This window comes from Oceanobacillus chungangensis (assembly GCF_003369565.1).
GTDB lineage: Bacteria > Bacillota > Bacilli > Bacillales > Amphibacillaceae > Oceanobacillus > Oceanobacillus chungangensis.
In genome coordinates this window covers 76,964-93,886 of the sequence record NZ_PIOD01000016.1, presented here as the reverse complement: position 1 = coordinate 93,886, position 16,923 = coordinate 76,964, and the positions used below count along the sequence as shown (strand labels likewise).

At 38.4% G+C, this 16,923-nt stretch carries 16 protein-coding genes; 7 read left to right on the top strand and 9 right to left on the bottom strand.

What is annotated here, in order from left to right; all coding sequences use genetic code 11:
• Positions 1–221: 221 nt before the first annotated feature.
• The 5 genes from CWR45_RS13740 to CWR45_RS13720 all read right to left on the bottom strand — a co-directional run bounded on the left by CWR45_RS13740 (position 222) and on the right by CWR45_RS13720 (position 3,587).
• Positions 222–740 (bottom strand): general stress protein, encoded by a 519-nt coding sequence (locus CWR45_RS13740; protein ID WP_115750434.1) that lies wholly within the window; start codon positions 738–740, stop codon positions 222–224.
• Between the two features lie 36 nt (positions 741–776).
• Positions 777–1,481, bottom strand: coding sequence for a hypothetical protein (locus CWR45_RS13735; protein WP_115750433.1), 705 nt, complete (start codon positions 1,479–1,481; stop codon positions 777–779).
• Between the two features lie 179 nt (positions 1,482–1,660).
• Positions 1,661–1,942, bottom strand: coding sequence for a hypothetical protein (locus tag CWR45_RS13730; RefSeq protein ID WP_115750432.1), 282 nt, complete (start codon positions 1,940–1,942; stop codon positions 1,661–1,663).
• Between the two features lie 132 nt (positions 1,943–2,074).
• Positions 2,075–2,806 carry a ZIP family metal transporter gene (locus tag CWR45_RS13725; protein WP_115750431.1) on the bottom strand — a complete coding sequence of 244 codons (732 nt, stop codon included), beginning with the start codon at positions 2,804–2,806 and terminating at the stop codon, positions 2,075–2,077.
• A gap of 181 nt (positions 2,807–2,987) precedes the next feature.
• Complete coding sequence (locus CWR45_RS13720) at positions 2,988–3,587, bottom strand: trimeric intracellular cation channel family protein (RefSeq protein WP_115750636.1); 600 nt, start codon at positions 3,585–3,587, stop codon at positions 2,988–2,990.
• 666 nt (positions 3,588–4,253) lie between these two features.
• On the opposite strand from CWR45_RS13720, the gene CWR45_RS20330 reads away from it, so the two are divergent.
• Both CWR45_RS20330 and bla read left to right on the top strand, forming a co-directional pair.
• A complete protein-coding gene (locus CWR45_RS20330; RefSeq protein ID WP_281271857.1) occupies positions 4,254–4,385 on the top strand; it encodes a hypothetical protein in 132 nt (43 codons plus the stop codon).
• 17 nt (positions 4,386–4,402) lie between these two features.
• Positions 4,403–5,329 carry a class A beta-lactamase gene (gene bla, locus CWR45_RS13715; RefSeq protein ID WP_115750430.1) on the top strand — a complete coding sequence of 309 codons (927 nt, stop codon included), beginning with the start codon at positions 4,403–4,405 and terminating at the stop codon, positions 5,327–5,329.
• A gap of 279 nt (positions 5,330–5,608) precedes the next feature.
• On the opposite strand, the gene CWR45_RS13710 is transcribed toward bla, so the two are convergent.
• The 4 genes from CWR45_RS13710 to CWR45_RS13695 form a co-directional block, all read right to left on the bottom strand.
• Positions 5,609–5,947 (bottom strand): ASCH domain-containing protein, encoded by a 339-nt coding sequence (locus CWR45_RS13710; protein WP_115750429.1) that lies wholly within the window; start codon positions 5,945–5,947, stop codon positions 5,609–5,611.
• A gap of 197 nt (positions 5,948–6,144) precedes the next feature.
• Positions 6,145–6,693 (bottom strand): short-chain dehydrogenase, encoded by a 549-nt coding sequence (locus tag CWR45_RS13705; protein WP_115750428.1) that lies wholly within the window; start codon positions 6,691–6,693, stop codon positions 6,145–6,147.
• 86 nt (positions 6,694–6,779) lie between these two features.
• The gene (locus CWR45_RS13700) at positions 6,780–8,309 is read right to left on the bottom strand and encodes a sodium:solute symporter family protein (protein ID WP_115750427.1); all 1,530 of its coding nucleotides are present in this window, start codon (positions 8,307–8,309) and stop codon (positions 6,780–6,782) included.
• A 33-nt stretch (positions 8,310–8,342) separates the two neighbouring features.
• Positions 8,343–9,311: a type I phosphomannose isomerase catalytic subunit gene (locus CWR45_RS13695; RefSeq protein ID WP_115750426.1), complete on the bottom strand. Its 969-nt coding sequence runs from the start codon at positions 9,309–9,311 to the stop codon at positions 8,343–8,345.
• Between the two features lie 647 nt (positions 9,312–9,958).
• Between CWR45_RS13695 and CWR45_RS13690 the strand changes: the two genes are divergently transcribed.
• From CWR45_RS13690 to CWR45_RS13670, 5 genes are all read left to right on the top strand, one after another.
• Positions 9,959–10,591: a TetR/AcrR family transcriptional regulator gene (locus CWR45_RS13690; RefSeq protein WP_115750425.1), complete on the top strand. Its 633-nt coding sequence runs from the start codon at positions 9,959–9,961 to the stop codon at positions 10,589–10,591.
• Positions 10,592–10,647: 56 nt separating this feature from the next.
• Positions 10,648–12,954, top strand: a complete 2,307-nt coding sequence (locus tag CWR45_RS13685) for an ABC transporter permease (RefSeq protein ID WP_115750424.1) — start codon at positions 10,648–10,650, stop codon at positions 12,952–12,954.
• Between the two features lie 4 nt (positions 12,955–12,958).
• Positions 12,959–13,717, top strand: coding sequence for an ABC transporter ATP-binding protein (locus tag CWR45_RS13680; protein ID WP_115750423.1), 759 nt, complete (start codon positions 12,959–12,961; stop codon positions 13,715–13,717).
• 293 nt (positions 13,718–14,010) lie between these two features.
• Complete coding sequence (locus CWR45_RS13675; RefSeq protein WP_115750422.1) at positions 14,011–15,546, top strand: malate:quinone oxidoreductase; 1,536 nt, start codon at positions 14,011–14,013, stop codon at positions 15,544–15,546.
• Positions 15,547–15,744: 198 nt separating this feature from the next.
• The gene (locus CWR45_RS13670; protein WP_115750421.1) at positions 15,745–16,695 is read left to right on the top strand and encodes a hypothetical protein; all 951 of its coding nucleotides are present in this window, start codon (positions 15,745–15,747) and stop codon (positions 16,693–16,695) included.
• Positions 16,696–16,923 lie beyond the last annotated feature (228 nt).

Below are 16,923 nucleotides of genomic sequence, written 5' to 3'. Positions count from 1 at the left end.
GGAGCTTATGTCTTCACTTTTCGACGATCTATTCTATTTGATATATTGCATGTAGGGCATCGCCAACATTTAGGGGATTTTGAAAACTAATTGATTTCAACCTAAAAAGTCAAATCCCAGTATGCTAAGGATTCGACTATCTTAGATTAGTTTATTTTACTGCATCATCCGTTCGTAAAATAAGAAAAGCACCGGTAAGTAATTAAATATAATACTTCTAATTATGCAATACGCTTAAAATCCTTCCTTAAACAAGAGCGTTTAAATTTCTTTGTTTTTAATAAAAATCTAATATCAGAAGGATTATCATAGGACAATTGAATGTAGAAGTAATTAATAAACTCTAGAATAGCGAAAATGAATATAAAACCACTAACCAAGAATCCTCCAATCGGCAGAAATGGATAGTGAATATATACGTCAATAAAAAATACAATAATAGATAAAATAATCATACCAATAGTTATTATTTTCGTTTTTTTCAGCAGTCTAACAGTCCTAATTGGAGTTGTTGATTTATTCTCAGTAGTTAGACGCCACCACTTGGAATACCAATAATAAGCTCCTTGAATGAGTATTAGCTCTAATAAGAAAAAGGAAATCCAAAAGGAAAGCAGTGAATATAATTGCAGGTTAGGGAATGCGTAATGAATTATGAAACTGAGTGGTATAAATAAAATTATTGAAAATCTTTCGCCTTGATATAAATATTTAAATCGATTTTCTATTTTGTTCTTCATAGGACCACCCCTTTGACAATCGATTAATGCTAAAGCTTAATGAATATTTAGCACTTCGATTAATTTTATGATTTCTTCATTGTCACCTGGGTCAACGTATACTAGCTTTGTATTCTCAATAATGTCATTCATTTGGTCTTGGATTTTGTCTTTATCCAAATTCTCAGGAGGGGCAACGCCACCATACCAACGGCTGGGAACATTGTATACATTGATTGTGCCGTCCCCATTACCACTATAAGTTACTATCCCATCTACCAATCGACCGCCTGTTAACTGGATAACATCTTCTGGATAAGCGACACTTGTCTCATCATCAGGATCAAGTGGTGTGCCGGCAGGAAGATGTTGCGCGTATAATCCATCTATATCTTGATTTGGTCCAAGTTGCAACCAAACTCTCGCGTATTCAATTTGTTCATTAGAATACGGAGATAGTGCTTCATTGTCTTCCTTAACTTCTACAGCTGAGTCACTATTTTCTGATGTGGTATTATCCGTGTCATCATTAGCAGGTACTTCTGAAGAGACATCATTTGCATCATCAGTGCCTGATTCCTCTAACTCACTTGTTGTTTTACTCTCATCTGTTTCGGTTGGTTTCTCTTCTGTTGATTTTATTACGGAACTGTTTTCCGAAGAATCAGTGGTAGACTCTTCGTTTGTGTTGTCAGCACATCCTACTAGGATAAATAGAGCAACAATAAAATAAATAATCTGGTTAATCTTAAGCTTTTTCATTCGTCAAACCATTCCTTTCATTATTGAAGAACCAATTAAAGTTCCAAGTTTTGTATGTAAGGCCTTAAGTTTACTTGATTGATTGCATCAATCTGCAGTGTTGGCTCAATAGCTCTACACATCAATATTAACATAAATTTCCAAATTCTTTACTTGATTTCCTCAAAAGAAAAAGGTGATCAAATGCTTTGATCACCTTGCGTGTACATGGTCTGAACTTTTTCTAGATCACTAATAAAGAGGTTAATTTCCTCTTGGCTTAACCGTATAGGCATTTGATCATATAAAGTAATAATTTGACCATCTGTTTCTTCTCGATGATTTATCAAATAATTATAGAGGCTTTTTAACTGGCTTTCTTTAATACTTGATTCTGTAGTGAAATGTTTGACTTTCTGTAAGGAAAATTCGTTCAATTGTTTATCAAACTCTCCAGAAATAATGTTCCCTGTCAGAAACATATTATCACTCCTAAGCGATAAGGCTAGATTCTGATAGTTTAACCAAAAAATTAATATCTATTTTTGCAGTTTTCAACGCCCTGTCGAGTTGTTTTCAATGGGGGATAATAAAAGTTCTCAAAGTTTCAACCGTTACCTAAACCAATTTGTTAGCCAAACCATGGTAATAAATCCAATAATAAAAGCAAAAGTAGATGCCCTTTCGTTACCATCCCCGTGACTTTCAGGAATTAACTCTTTATAAACAACGAAAAGCATAGATCCCGCTGCAAAAGCAAGAGCATATGGAACAACGCCTTCAAATAATTGACCAAATAATATACCAATGATTCCTGAAAAAAATTCAATTATCCCAGTCATAGTGGAAAGCAAAATTGCCTTAAATTGATTCATCCCCTGAGTGAATAAAAATAAGGAGACTAAAAAACCCTCAGGGATATTTTGCAAACCAATAGCAAAGGTAACCACTGCTCCCAATTCTTGTGAAGAACTAATATTACTAGTGCCGACAGATAATCCCTCCGGTATATTATGTATCGACATGGCTATCAAAAATAACATTATGTTCGGTTTGGGTAAATTATTCTCGGAATGGTGTAAATCAGTATGAGGTAAAAGGCTTTCTAAAATGGTGAGTACCAAAGTACCTATTAAAATACCGATAACTAAGACTGTAATATTAGAGAGTTTAATGGCGGAAGGAATTAACCCATATGCTGAGGCTGAGACCATAATGCCTGCAGTATAGGCCAATAATATATCCCTTCCTTTATGGGAAACATCTTTAATCATTAGCACAACCATAGCACCTATGCTTGTACAAAAAGAAGAAATCAGAATGTTAGTTAGAACGAGCAGGCTCATAATAATCCTCCGGAAATTAATAGTTGTTTTATTTTATGTTTGTAAAAGAATTTTAGAAGAATAATAAACTATTAATTATAGGGAGTTTAAAGTCCAACGATCCGATCAGCTCGTTAGTTGGTGATAATGAAATAGAATGTATGAAAGAAGCATATAGAATAGATTTTAGTAAACATGCCAATTAAGAGATTGAACGCTGAGGTAACTCCCATTTGTAATGCTCCGATAACATCCTCAATGTAACAATTGCAACAAAGAGAGCACCTGTCGTCCAAGGTCCCTGGATGAAACCGAGACCAATGAATAATCCGCCTAGTGTTGCCCAAATTGCATAAATATCCTTGTGGAGAATCATCGGTCTTCTCCCTGCAAGAACATCCCGAATCATTCCTCCGCCTGTGCCAGTCAATGTCGCTGCAACAAGCACCGCGCTTAACGTTGCGCCGGCGTGAACAGCACTAAGAGCTCCTTGTATCGCAAATGATGCCAAACCCATTGCGTCAAAAAGAATGCCCCACTTATTCCAATATTGCAGCCACCGATTTGGTATTAGAAATACAAAGATATTTGTCAGGAAAACTGCCATAAATAAATCCCCTTGCGTCCAAATGGTTTCAATTGGTATGCCAATTAACAAATTACGAATCGTACTGCCCCCGAATGCAGTAGTGAATCCTAACACTTGGACACCTAATATGTCATAATCCTCTTCCATCGCAATAATAGCACCACTAATTGCAAAGGCAAGGGTGCCTATAATATTAAGCACTTCCCATGTCATCATCGTCTTTCATCCTTTTTTATTTATTATAATTCCTTATAATTCCCCTGCAGTATTTATCCAAACATTGGTCATACGATTAATATGGGGAAAAGAGGGGTAAAGGAATTTAGAGGTGATCAGGTGATCATATGGATCAGGAACAAGCCAAATCATTTTTAAAAGAAATCATTCAAATCAAAAGCGTCAATCCTCCTGGAAATGAAACAGAGGTCGCTAAAAAGTAAAATAGCCTTTTTGATGAACATGGCATAGAGACCGAACTAGTTGAATACGATGACAATCGGTCCAATTTAATTGCTCGTTTAAAAGGTGAAGAAGATGGGCCTGTCCTTGGGTTAACTGGGCGTTCCTAGTAAAATTAATGCAATAACTAACGGCGGCTCTTTTTTTCAGGGCCGTATTTAAATCTTTTTTTGCCCCACTAGCTGATTCTTCGGAAAGATAAAACTGCAATCCCGTCCTAGCGAATGGGCTGATTCAAAAGAATTGCATTACTATTCAGTTAGCACGCTATAGCTTAATGTTTAAGCGAGCCCTTCCATGACTATTCTAAGGATATGATAATAACAGTAATACTTTTAATAGAATAGTAATCTTATCAATAAACTATCTTTACATTAATCTGATAAGGTATGGTTTTAGGATAATAAATAGGAGGCATACTTGGAGAAAAAAGGCGAGAAAGTGAATTTTTTTGATAGAAATCAGGAAATCAATGTAGCTGAAAATGGAATTAAAACGAGTATACATTCAATAATACCTGGTCTGCCTAATAGTAATAAACACTATTTTTAGAAAGAGGTTAGATTCCAATGAAACTATCGAACAAAATTCTTCGTACGTTAACATTCAAAAACATTGCGCCCCTGCTGCTTCTCTCATTTGTGACGCTTGTAGGATGTTCAGACGATAATGCTCAATCTTTTCAACCTAAACAAAAGAGTCAAGAAACTGCAACTAACAATGATTTTTCCAAACTTGAGGATGAATTTGACGCTACACTTGGTGTCTTTGCATTAGACACTGGCACAAACGAAACCGTAACCTATAGACCAGATCAGCGATTTGCGTATACATCTACTCATAAGGCTCTAGCTGTAGGAGTGCTTTTACAGCAGAAGTCGATAGGCGACCTTAATCAAAGGATTACCTATACACATGATGATCTTGTTAATTATAATCCAATAACTGAGAAGCATGTTGATACAGGAATGACCCTTAAGGAACTTGCCGATGCTTCACTACGATACAGTGACAATACCGCTGGCAATCTTATCCTACAACAAGTGGGTGGTCCTAGTGGGTTTAAAAAAGCACTGCGTGAAATTGGTGATAATGTTACCAATCCTGAACGAATTGAACCCGAGTTGAATGAGGTTAACCCAGGAGAGACTCATGATACTAGTACACCAAGAGCACTTGCCATTAGCCTTCAAGCATTCACACTTGGAGATGTACTGCCAACAGAGAAGCGTGCACTATTAATCGATTGGATGAAGAGAAATACTACTGGAGACACATTAATTCGTGCTGGAGTGCCAGAAGGTTGGGAAGTAGCTGATAAAACTGGAGCGGGATTATATGGTACGCGAAATGATATTGCTATCATTTGGCCGCCGAAAGGAAATCCGATTGTTCTGGCAATTCTTTCTGATCGCAATACAAAGGATGCCACCTATGATGATAAGTTGATCGAACAGGCAACGAGGGTAGTGCTCGATGCTCTTAAAGATAAATAAAAATAATTTACCTTATATGCAGGACTAGAAGGGGGTATAGCTTTCTCGCTGGTCCTTAACATCCTCGCTATAAAATCAACGCTTTCTAATATAACGAACTGAATTATGGACGAGGCAGCATATTGAAACCAAGCATCTGCAGAAAGGGCTGGAATAAATGGAAACGTCAAAAAAACTCACCTTCTTCTAAAATAGAGATTAATCAAGCCTCTAGGATAGAAAGGAAGTGAGTATGTTGGAAAGCTTAATTGAAGAGAGATAATATTCCTTGTTAAATCGTCATTTATCGACTGGGCTGTATTCGTGTACCCAAACCTTCATTTGCGGAAGCCAAGGCATTTTTGCATGTGCATGCATGGACATCATCGATTGTTTATAATCTTCTAGACTTGTGTAACCTTCTTGCTGTGCGTGTTCATCAGTTAATTCGCCAAGCGTCTGTCTATATAGTGCATCAATTAAAAACTCTTTGCCATCCAGCACCATGATTTCACCTGGGTATGCATATACACCATTTCTCCTTGTAGCAGATTTTTTTCCGTTTAATACTTTTTGTATATCCTCTGGAATCGTGACTAGCCGTTCAATGGAGCATGTTTTTTGGGGAAATTCATTCATCTTAATTCCTCATTTCATCTGTTGTTTTCTACACTCTATCATAACGATTTCTAACAAGTATAGCCAGAGTTCTTTCTCATGGAATAAGAAAAAATAAATATTTAAAAATTCCCTATCCTTCGACAGGAGAGCCCATTTCCAGATCCAGCACTAAAGCATTAGCGAGTTTTCCCTAACCTCAAAACATTATCCACTTGTTAAGGACGTCTTTCCCACGGTTGTATTACACCAACCTTAAGTACTTGCTTTCCCGTTTTAATCGCTTCAATAACACCATTTGAGATTTCTTGATTTGTTAACCACCTTGAGTGATTACCTTCAATAACAAATCCTAGTTGCACCTGATGGTATATACAATTAATAGGTACACTAGCTTTTCGCTTTATTGTCTCTAAATTTGAACTGCTTCCTAAAACATGGAATAAGTCCCATTCATTCCTTTGTTTCGAAACCACTTCAGCTATTGTTGGAAGTGCATCTTCAGCAATCGAATGGATCCATGCGACGACAAGATCGATGCTGCCATTCTCCTTAATCGCATGCCTTACTTTCTCCTGCAAATCCTTACTATTGGTGTAATCAACGAATATAGGTGTTACATGGCCTTTAAAATTTGTCTTTTCTATCAGCCTTTCCATACGTCCAGAATTTCGTGCAATGATCGATACGTAATAGCCATTATCTAATAACCAAAGTGATACTGTCGATAACATACCTGTTCCGCCAATGATTAATGCATGTTTCATTTCTAATTTCTCCTTATTTATTATTCATACTTTACTAAAAAAGAATCAGCAGGGGTTTATATTCCCTACTGATCCAGCTAACGCTCTTACATATTCACTGTTTTATTCTCTTCTTTAATTGTATCATTTTTACCAGTTGCTAAATAATTCAGCAATTCATCCACTTCCGCAGATACTTCAAGTCCTCTCTTCTTATTAATATATCCGCCTAAGAAGAAGACTATCAATGTGACTAAGAGCGGGAAGGCTGTTGCAATATCAGCTGGTATTATATTCGTTAGTTGAGTAATTGCGAAGCCAATTACCCCACTTAGGATTGAATAGATTGCTACTGGTCCATTACTGTACTTAAATCTAGAGAATTGACCAAAGATTAATGGTACTGCCATTGGCCCAACTAGTGCAGAGAACCATGTGATAATCAGACCGATAACCCCACCGAATCTTTCTTGGTTTAATCCAACAGTAATTGTTAATATCGTAAATAAAATCGTCAATAATCTTGCGATAAGCAAGGATTGTTTCCCTGTATCATTCTTAATTTCCTTAAATTTCTTGTTCATTGTAGGTAAGATATCTCTTTGGACAACAGCGGTCAATGCGTTAATATCCGAGACCGTCATACCCATAGTACTTGCAAACAAAGCCGCTAATACAAGCCCAACTAAACCTGCTGGCATGAATGTTGTAGTCAGCATAGGGTACAATTGTTGTGCAGGGTCTGTTAGATCAGGGAAGATTAACGGTGCTGCAACCATTGGTAAAAAGATTAATAATGGCCATACAAAGTATAATACTGCAGATAACCTAGCTGCCTTTTTTGCATCGTCCCCATTTGGAGTCGAGATGAATCGTGCTGCTAAGTTCCAGTTACCTCCGCTATAATCAAAGAATTTAACAATGATAAATAGGAAGATCCATAGTGGTGTATAAGAGCCATTGAATGGACTAGCATGTCCTTCAGGTAAGTCGCCCCACATTGTAATTAAAGAGCTTGGTCCACCAAGATAGCTGAATACCCCAACAAAAATAACAATACCAGCAATTAATTGCACGATAAATTGAACAAAGTCGGTCACCAAGTCGGCCCATAGTCCGCCAATGGCGACGTAAATAAGCGATACGGCACCAGATAAGATAATTCCCGTCCAAATTGGCAAGCCGGTGAAACCGCTTAATAAAATACCCATTGAAGCCCACTTAGCACCAATGTCAAGAAGTTTAATAAGAACTCCAGTCCATGCTGTTACTTGTTGTGCTGGGAGTCCAAAACGAAGCGCCATATATTCTGTAGGCGATTGAATCCCTAATTTTTCACGTAGTCTTGGCCATCTCGGCGCAACCCATTTCGCCGTTACTAATAAAGCAAGCCCGATTGCAACTGCCCACCAGAAATAAATGGTAATCCCATAAGTGTAAGCAATTCCTGCGTAAGCCACGAATACTACCCCACTGTGACCTGATACGTGATGAGATACTCCAGAAAGCCACCAAGGCACCTTTCCACCACCAACAAAGAAGTCATCAGAGCTATGGTTTTTAGTATAACTATATATCCCTATTCCAATCATGACTAAGAAGAAAACCCCTACAACTACCCAATCAAGCGCATGCATTAATTTTCACCTTTCCTTTCCCCATCCCAATATTTATCTTACTTTAGGTCCAAACAGTCTTAAAGCGCGAATGGCTTTATCCCCATAATTTTTTATTGTATAACTGGTTACTGACGCTGGAATAAAAAATTGTTCCCCTGTTTTGCCTGACTGCCTGGTTTTCCCTGCAATAATGTCTGCTTCTCCAGATAGAATATATAAACCAGAAAATATACCATTCCCTTTAATTTCCAGATTATTTTCCACTTCGACAAGTGTCATACGGAAATAATGTGTGTCCTTATACCCAATGATTTCTTCTTCCTTCCAGTCTTCAGATTCGTTTATTAAAGAAGCTGGAATCTTCCATTTCTCAAGCGTTTCTTCCCGGGAATAACCGTCATAATTAAAGCAATCAAACATCTTCTCGAAACCAAGCCCTTGATGGCACATCTCATCATCTATCGTAAAACCAGATGGTGAGGTTTTTTCGATGCGAATCGTATAGTCTGTCGGCTCTTGTATCTCCACTAATAGGCATCCGGCCCCAATCGCATGAGGGGTACCTCCCTCAATCAAAAACGTATCTCCTTGTTTTACTTCATATTTATGGAGACAATCCAACATTCCGTTGATATCTTGCTGTTCAAAAAGCTTTATCCACTGTTCTTTCGTAACACCCGGCTTAAAACCAAGATAGACATGCGGCTTTTCCCGATCAATTTCTCTGCCCCCAATTATATGCCAGCACTCTGTCTTACCAAAGCTAGAATCAAATAATTCTTTCGCTTTTTCCCGGTCCGGATGTACCTGAACAGTTAACCGTTCTGCCGAGTCAATTACTTTTACAAGCACCCCTGTATGATTACCATACCTCTCTATATGTTCCTTTCCTAAAAAATCTTTAGGATTTTTCTCGATCAAGTCTTTTAAATAGCAATCTTGATTTAGCTTGTCTATCTTACTTAGTCCTTCATTAAGAATATGCTCTCTTCCAGCATTTCGAGCGGAAACGATTGACATAATCCACTCTTCTGGGAAATGACTGTCTTCTGGCTGCTCTGCCCGATGCAGCGTGTCGATTAATTTCCCGCCTAAATATGTGCGCCATGCTCTAGTTGGTGATAGTTTAATAGATGAATCTACTTGAATATCTACCTTGTTTACCCCAAAATAATCCCCCCATCTTTGAATGATAAGACATCGATTGTATAGCGCTTACAATTCAACTAACCCCATACCTACAAATAAACTAGATGCAATTATAGTAGACGTTTAACTTTTAGATTTTCTGCTTCACTAATTGATTTGTAGACTAAACAAACTATAAAACTGATTTTATTATATGTGTAAGCGTTTAATTAATCAAGTTATTATTTTTTTCAAATGGCTTATTAAGTGGAATTAAATAATAAAAATATTAACTAGATTTAATAAGTGAAGGTTAGCGTTAAAGTAATGTAAGGTAGTCACGAAGAGCGATTGGGAGAGATGAAGGCATAGGTACTGATGAGAATTGCAGCTGAATAAGTCATGACTCTCACTGCTTGCTGACAGATAAAGCCATGTCCTATTTCAATCTGATTTTACAAAACCTTTACACTACTCTTTCAAATACGATGCTATTCTATTATCGACAGGCAGTCGGTCGATAATATGGGGGTGCGAATATGAGAGTTGTTAAAAAGGCCGAGGAACGGAGGATTGAAATACTGGATGCAGCAGATGAACTTTTCGCTCGGAAAGGCTTTGATGGTACAACGACCAAAGATATTATTAATAAGGTCAGAATTGCACGAGGAACACTATATTATTACTTCAAGTCGAAAGAGGATATTATGGATGCGTTAATAGATCGATATAATTGCAGTATTCTAAACAAAGCGCAAGAAATTGCTGCAGACAAGCGTATACCCATAATCCAGCGCATTGTTCAGGTTGTCATGTCACTAAACATAAGTGGTGGGAGCAGCAAGGAAATAATGGAGCATATTCACAAGCCACAGAATGCGCTAATGCATCAGAAAATACAATGCGTCATCATTAGTGGAGTTACACCTATCATGACGGAATTAATCCGTGAAGGAATTCACCAAGGAATATTCCAGACACCATATCCATACGAGTGCATGGAAATGGTTGTGACCTATCTGAACACTATTTTTGATAATGATATGGTGGAAATGATAGGGGATGTGCGTGCTTCGCGAATTCAAGCGTTCATTTTCAATGCAGAAAGACTTCTCGGTGCTGAAAGTGGAAGTTTAATGGAAGTTATGCAGATGTTTAAAAACGAAGAATAACCGTTATAATTCCATAATTAATAATTAGGAAAAAAATTATTAAAATGAGGTGACTTATGTATAACAGAATTATCCGTAACGATATTCTAAAGAGTAAAGCGATAACATTGACTACCGTGATATTTGTCGCTGCAGCAGCTATGCTTGTTTCACTAGCGGCAATACTCGTTATCAATCTAACGGGAGCGCTGGATACACTTATGGAAAAGGCCGAAACACCACATTTTATGCAAATGCATTCAGGTGAAATTGATAGGCATCGACTTACAGCCTTTGCTGAGCAAAATAACAACGTCGAAGAATATCAGGTAGTAGAGTTTCTAGGCATGGACGGCTCGCAGATTATTTTAGGCGATAATTCACTTACAAATAGTGTTCAGGATAACGGCTTTAGCATACAGAGCGAAAAGTTCGATTACCTCCTTGATCTTAATGGCGACATCATCAACATATCTGACGGCGAAATTTATGTTCCAGTAGCCTATATGAAGGACAATACTGCAGAACTCGGTGACACGGCCGTAATAAGCGGGAAGGAATTTACCATTGCGGGATTTCTCCGTGATTCTACCATGAATTCGTCACTCTCCGCGTCGAAGCGATTTCTTGTAAGCAGCAATGATTTTGTTGAAATAAAAGACCTCGGAAATATTGAGTATTTGATTGAGTTTAGATTAAAGGATTACTCTAAGATAGGTGAGTTCGAAACAGCTTACGCTTCGGCTGGACTAGAAGCGAATGGGCCAACGGTGACCTATACGCTTTTCAAAACGATGAACGCCATTTCAGACGGGTTGATGATCGCAGTTATCCTTCTTGTTAGTGTACTTGTAATAGCTATTGCTTTTATGAGTATACGCTTTACTCTCCTTGCGAAAATAGAGGACGACTATCGTGAAATTGGTGTTATGAAAGCTATAGGGCTTCGTCTTTCAGATATAAAAAAGATTTATCTTGCGAAATATGCAGTTATTGCAGCAGCAGGCAGTATTCTTGGGTTTATTCTTTCGCTTATGTTCCAAGGTGTGCTTCTTGAAAATATAAGGGTTTACATGGGCGAAAGCGAAAACGCTCCCTTAGCCATCGGTTTAGGAATCATTGGTATATTACTTGTATTTCTTGCAATTGTTGCGTATGTAAACTTGGTTTTAAAACGCTTTCGGAAAATATCTGCAGCGGAAGCGATACGTTTTGGTACTTCTAAAGAAAAGAAAGTTGGCGCTAAGCGTTTTACGTTAAGTAGTAACAGAGTGTTTAGCACGAATATTTTTCTCGGAATCAAGGATGTTCTGGCGAGAAAAAGACTTTATGGGACAATGCTCTTGGTCCTGGTAATTTCCGCTTTTATTATTATTGTTCCGCAAAACCTGTACAACACAATCTCCTCCAAAAGCTTTATTCAATATATGGGAATCGGGAGCTACGATCTGCGTATTCAGACTAGTGATCATGAAAAAACCGATGACATTGTACAGACGATTGAAAGCGACAGTGACGTTTCGAAGTATGCTGTTCTGACAACAAAAACTTTCAAAGTGAAAACAAGCAACGAGTCTGGGGAAAACATGAAGGTTGAACTCGGTGATCACTCCGCATTTCCAATAGAGTATTCTGTGGGTAGGGCCCCTGTCCGTGATGACGAAATCGCGCTTTCGGCTATAAATGCTGATGAGATGAGCAAAAAGGTCGGTGATGTCATTACACTGATAAATGAAGGGAAGGAGAAAGAGCTTAAGGTAAGTGGAATATATTCTGATGTTACCAATGGTGGTAAAACAGCAAAGGCTGTATTCACCGATAATTCAGCGAATGTCATGTGGACTATTGTCTGTGTTGAGCTATCCGATAAATCTTTCGTTGACAGCAAAGTTTTAGGGTATTCAAGCGAATTTGATTTTGCGAAGACTTCAGACATCAATGAATTTGTTTCGCAGACCCTGGGATCGACAATAAATTCCGTCGAAATTGCTTCCTACGCAGCAGTTGCCGTTGCGCTAGTTATAACGACACTGGTTACACTGCTATTCATGAAAATGCTTGTTGCAAAGGACAGGTATTCTATTGCCGTCATGAAAGCATTCGGTTTTACAAACTCGGATATTAAGGTGCAATATGTTTCCCGTTCGGTTTTCGTTTTGATTGTCGGAATTATTCTTGGCACACTTCTGGCAAACACAGTCGGAGAAATATTTGCAGGCGCGCTAATTTCTTCTTTTGGGGCATCGACATTTAATTTTGCAGTAAATCCGTTATCAGCATATCTGGTAAGTCCATTGATGATGATCTCTATGGTACTTATTGCAACAGTGATTGGCATAGCACGAGCTGGACAAATAAAAATATCCGAAAATATAAAGGAGTAGGAATATGAATAAGATCGTGATTGGTGATAATATCGTTAAATCGTTTGGAGAGGGAATTGAGCAACGTAATATTCTCGACGGAGTGTCTGTAGAAATAAACGAGGATGAGTTCGTTTCGGTTATGGGGCCTTCTGGCTCTGGGAAATCGACGCTAATGTTTGCACTTAGTGGGATGGATGGTATTAACAGTGGAAAAGTAGTTTTTGACAACAAAGATTTATCGGCAATCGGGGAAAAGCAACTTTCAGATATACGCCGATCTGAAATGGGATTTATTTTTCAACAACCGACGATGCTAAAAAACCTAAACATTCTTGATAATATCATCCTTCCATCAATTAGGGATAATAGAAAGAACGCCCTAAAAATTTCGGAGAAGGCTAGAACTCTTATGGAAAAAGTAGGCATTTCAGAGCTTGAAAAGCGTAATATTACCCAAGTTTCGGGAGGGCAGCTTCAGCGTGCTGGGATATGTCGAGCCCTGATGAACAGTCCAAAGATTATCTTTGGGGATGAGCCAACAGGGGCGCTCAATTCGCAGTCTGCCCAGGAGATTATGGATATTTTATCCGAAATTAACACGGAAGGTACTGCAGTTATGCTTGTAACTCATGACGCAAAGGTTGCGGCAAGGACGGAGCGTATTATGTTTATGCGGGATGGAAAGATCGTTAGCGAACTGAAACTACCAAAGTCTGTTGGCGTGAATATAGACAGTAGGATCGAGAAGGTAACAGCGAAAATGCTGGAAATAGGAATATAACCTTTGCTGCAATACCTATTATTGAATAACCTAGTATTATAGTTGGGAAAACAGCTATCTAATAGTCAAATGGGACACTAGGAACAGGTACCTAGTGTTCTCTCTTCGACTATAAATTCAAAGCTCTAATAACCTTTAAATATACTAATCTGAAAATATTAATGATATAATATATATTAGAATATTATTATTGATTCAGAATAGGTGCTACACTCATTATGTTTGATGTAACCGCTTAAATGAGAGTGAGTGCATCTTTTCTGTAAATATTATGGGATAGGGAAGAGATATAAATGAGCAGACAGCCAAAGAAAACAAACGTTATCTTAATTGGTGCGGGGGTTATGAGTGCGACATTAGGCTCCTTATTGAAAGAGTTAGTGCCAGAATGGGAAATCAAAGTGTTTGAGAAACTTTCGAAGCCTGGAGAGGAAAGTTCGAACGGGTGGAATAATGCCGGGACAGGGCATTCGGCACTTTGTGAGCTGAACTATACACCGGAAAGACCGGATGGATCAATTGATACAAGCAAGGCATTAAAGATCAATGAACAGTTTCAAGTTTCCAAGCAGTTTTGGTCATATCTTGTAAACAATAAATTAATTCAAAATCCACAGGACTTTATTATGCCATTGCCACATATGAGCTTGGTGCACGGAGAAAAGGATGTAGCGTTTTTAAAGGATCGTTTCGAAGCGCTGTCAAAAAATCCGTTATTTGCTGGGATGGAGTTTTCTGATAATCCGGAAAAGCTGATGGAGTGGATGCCATTAATTATGAAAGAACGTAAAACAAATGGGCCGATTGCCGCAACAAAGGTTGACTCTGGAACGGATGTCAATTTTGGTGCATTAACAAGTATGTTGTTCGATCATCTGACAGCTCATGATGTGGAGGTCAATTATCGACATCTAGTAGAGGATATGAAACGCACTGAGGACGGTTCATGGGAAGTAAAAGTACATGATATCGACGGAGGAAAGCTGGAATACCATACCGCTGATTTTGTATTTATTGGTGCTGGTGGCGGAAGCCTGCCGCTTCTTCAGAAAACGGATATTCCTGAGTCAAAACACATTGGTGGTTTCCCTGTAAGTGGGTTATTTATGGTATGCGACAAACCAGAAATTGTAGCGCAGCATCATGCAAAAGTTTATGGGAAGGCGAAGGTTGGTGCCCCACCAATGTCTGTTCCACATTTGGATACACGATATATTGATGGTAAGAAATCCGTCCTATTTGGACCGTTTGCTGGATTCTCACCGAAGTTCCTGAAAACTGGTTCCTACTTTGATTTAATTGGTTCGGTTAAGCCGAATAATCTCTTCACGATGCTATCGGCTGGCGCGAAAGAGATGAAGTTGACAAAATACTTGATCCAGCAAGTGATGCTCTCAAATGAAAAACGCTTGGAGGAATTGCGTGAGTTCATTCCAACGGCCAAGAGCGAGGATTGGGATGTGATTGTAGCGGGTCAACGAGTGCAAGTAATCAAGGATACAGAGGCCGGCGGTAAGGGAACACTTCAATTCGGTACGGAGGTCGTTACTGCTGATGACGGTTCAATCGCTGCATTGCTCGGTGCTTCTCCAGGTGCGTCTACTGCAGTTTCCATTATGCTGGAAATAATCGAGAAATGCTTCCCGCACCATATTAATGGGTGGGAGTCAAAAATCAAGGAAATGATTCCTTCATATGGCGTATCATTATTGGAAAACCCTGCGCTTATTCGTGAAATCGATGCTTTAACGGCACAAGCACTTGGGTTAGAAGAAGATGGGAAACAAGCAATTCAGAAGGAAAGTGCAGCTACATTACAGGAAGCATAAATCGCCAAATTGGCGTTTATGCTTTTTTTATTGCTAGGAAACTATACAATTTCAATGCTGTGGATAACTTAATTACTGAGAATAGCCAAGTATTTGATTGCGGAATCATATAATCTTATTATAAAACGAGTGTATCATTTACTCATCAGCAACAGTGAGCAAATATAAGCGATTTATTGCAAGGAAAAGGAGAAATTGATGGAAACTTTAAAACGTATTGGTCTTTATATTATTGGCATCTTTGTGTTCATAATGTTTGTGAATGGGTTCATTGATGAATCGAAGGCTCTTTATGCATTGATACAGCAGCAAAAGGGGGAAAAGCACGCGGAAACGGTTCAGAGTAAAGCTGCAGAAAATGATCTGTTTGGAAACCTGACCTATTATGCCGTGTTTAAGGACGGAAATGACACAAATGTTATCTATAAAAATAATCCCAGAACCTATGCGAAGCTTAGCAAGAGCGAATTTGAGGAGCTGGAAGCTGGTGACAAGCTGGAGGGCACATTGGTTGGCGCTGCCTTCAGCAACGGGGATATACGTTCCCAAATTTATCAGCATCTTATTATGATGGGAATCGCTCTAATCTATCCAATTCTTTTTATCCTTTATCAGCTGGTTCATATCCCAGCGGTTGAGAGATGGACAGATCGACATGATAAGTGGCTAAGCAGATTAATATCTGGGATATTTATATCGGGACTATGCATTGGCCTATTATTTTCCTATATTTCAATGGCGAAAAGTATTGGCAGTACAATTCAAGCACATACCGGCAAACAGCAGGAAGCAATGGCTATTATTACGGATAGAGATGCTGATTATAGCTACAAGCGATATGAACGTGATTATTACTATCTTGCTCTGGCATTTGAAGACCAGGAAGGCAAAACAATTAATTTAACAAAAGAGGTTCCACCAAGTGTCTATCATAATAACAATTTTTCAGTAAAAATCAGTTATCCTGAAGGGGTACCATATCGCATCCATTTCGATAGTTTTAAAGTAAGTGATACTTTCTTTTATTTAAGTGCAATGCTGATATACATACTTACAATTGTGCTCACAATTTTGCTTATTTATGCTGCCTATCTGATGAGAAGAAAACAGAAAACGGGAAGCTACTGGCCGGAGAAAAAGCAGGCATAATATTTAATAACGGGGATTTTTCAAAAATTACAATCTAAAGGTCGGGGTATCTCCTTAATACCCTTGGATGATTATCATTCTAAATCTCCTTTCATTGTGATGTAGAAAAGGTTCCTTACACGCATCTGTCACCTTCAAGCGACTAAGTAGCTCTTGAAGCGTGGCAGAGGGCTGAAGGATGATTGTTACGTTAGTAGTTTAATCGCATTACAAAAGTGTAATTTTAGA

Bases quoted from the DNA above. Each gene is read 5' to 3' on its own strand.
- CWR45_RS13710 (WP_115750429.1), bottom strand. From the start codon at position 5,947: ATGAATGAATTTCCCCAAAAAACATGCTCCATTGAACGGCTAGTCACG.
- CWR45_RS13725 (WP_115750431.1), bottom strand. From the start codon at position 2,806: ATGAGCCTGCTCGTTCTAACTAACATTCTGATTTCTTCTTTTTGTACA.
- CWR45_RS13730 (WP_115750432.1), bottom strand. From the start codon at position 1,942: ATGTTTCTGACAGGGAACATTATTTCTGGAGAGTTTGATAAACAATTG.
- CWR45_RS13675 (WP_115750422.1), top strand. From the start codon at position 14,011: ATGAGCAGACAGCCAAAGAAAACAAACGTTATCTTAATTGGTGCGGGG.
- CWR45_RS13740 (WP_115750434.1), bottom strand. From the start codon at position 740: ATGAAGAACAAAATAGAAAATCGATTTAAATATTTATATCAAGGCGAA.
- CWR45_RS13695 (WP_115750426.1), bottom strand. From the start codon at position 9,311: ATGTCAATCGTTTCCGCTCGAAATGCTGGAAGAGAGCATATTCTTAAT.
- CWR45_RS13720 (WP_115750636.1), bottom strand. From the start codon at position 3,587: ATGACATGGGAAGTGCTTAATATTATAGGCACCCTTGCCTTTGCAATT.
- CWR45_RS13735 (WP_115750433.1), bottom strand. From the start codon at position 1,481: ATGAAAAAGCTTAAGATTAACCAGATTATTTATTTTATTGTTGCTCTA.
- bla (WP_115750430.1), top strand. From the start codon at position 4,403: ATGAAACTATCGAACAAAATTCTTCGTACGTTAACATTCAAAAACATT.
- CWR45_RS13685 (WP_115750424.1), top strand. From the start codon at position 10,648: ATGTATAACAGAATTATCCGTAACGATATTCTAAAGAGTAAAGCGATA.
- CWR45_RS13670 (WP_115750421.1), top strand. From the start codon at position 15,745: ATGGAAACTTTAAAACGTATTGGTCTTTATATTATTGGCATCTTTGTG.
- CWR45_RS13690 (WP_115750425.1), top strand. From the start codon at position 9,959: ATGAGAGTTGTTAAAAAGGCCGAGGAACGGAGGATTGAAATACTGGAT.
- CWR45_RS13705 (WP_115750428.1), bottom strand. From the start codon at position 6,693: ATGAAACATGCATTAATCATTGGCGGAACAGGTATGTTATCGACAGTA.
- CWR45_RS13700 (WP_115750427.1), bottom strand. From the start codon at position 8,309: ATGCATGCGCTTGATTGGGTAGTTGTAGGGGTTTTCTTCTTAGTCATG.
- CWR45_RS13680 (WP_115750423.1), top strand. From the start codon at position 12,959: ATGAATAAGATCGTGATTGGTGATAATATCGTTAAATCGTTTGGAGAG.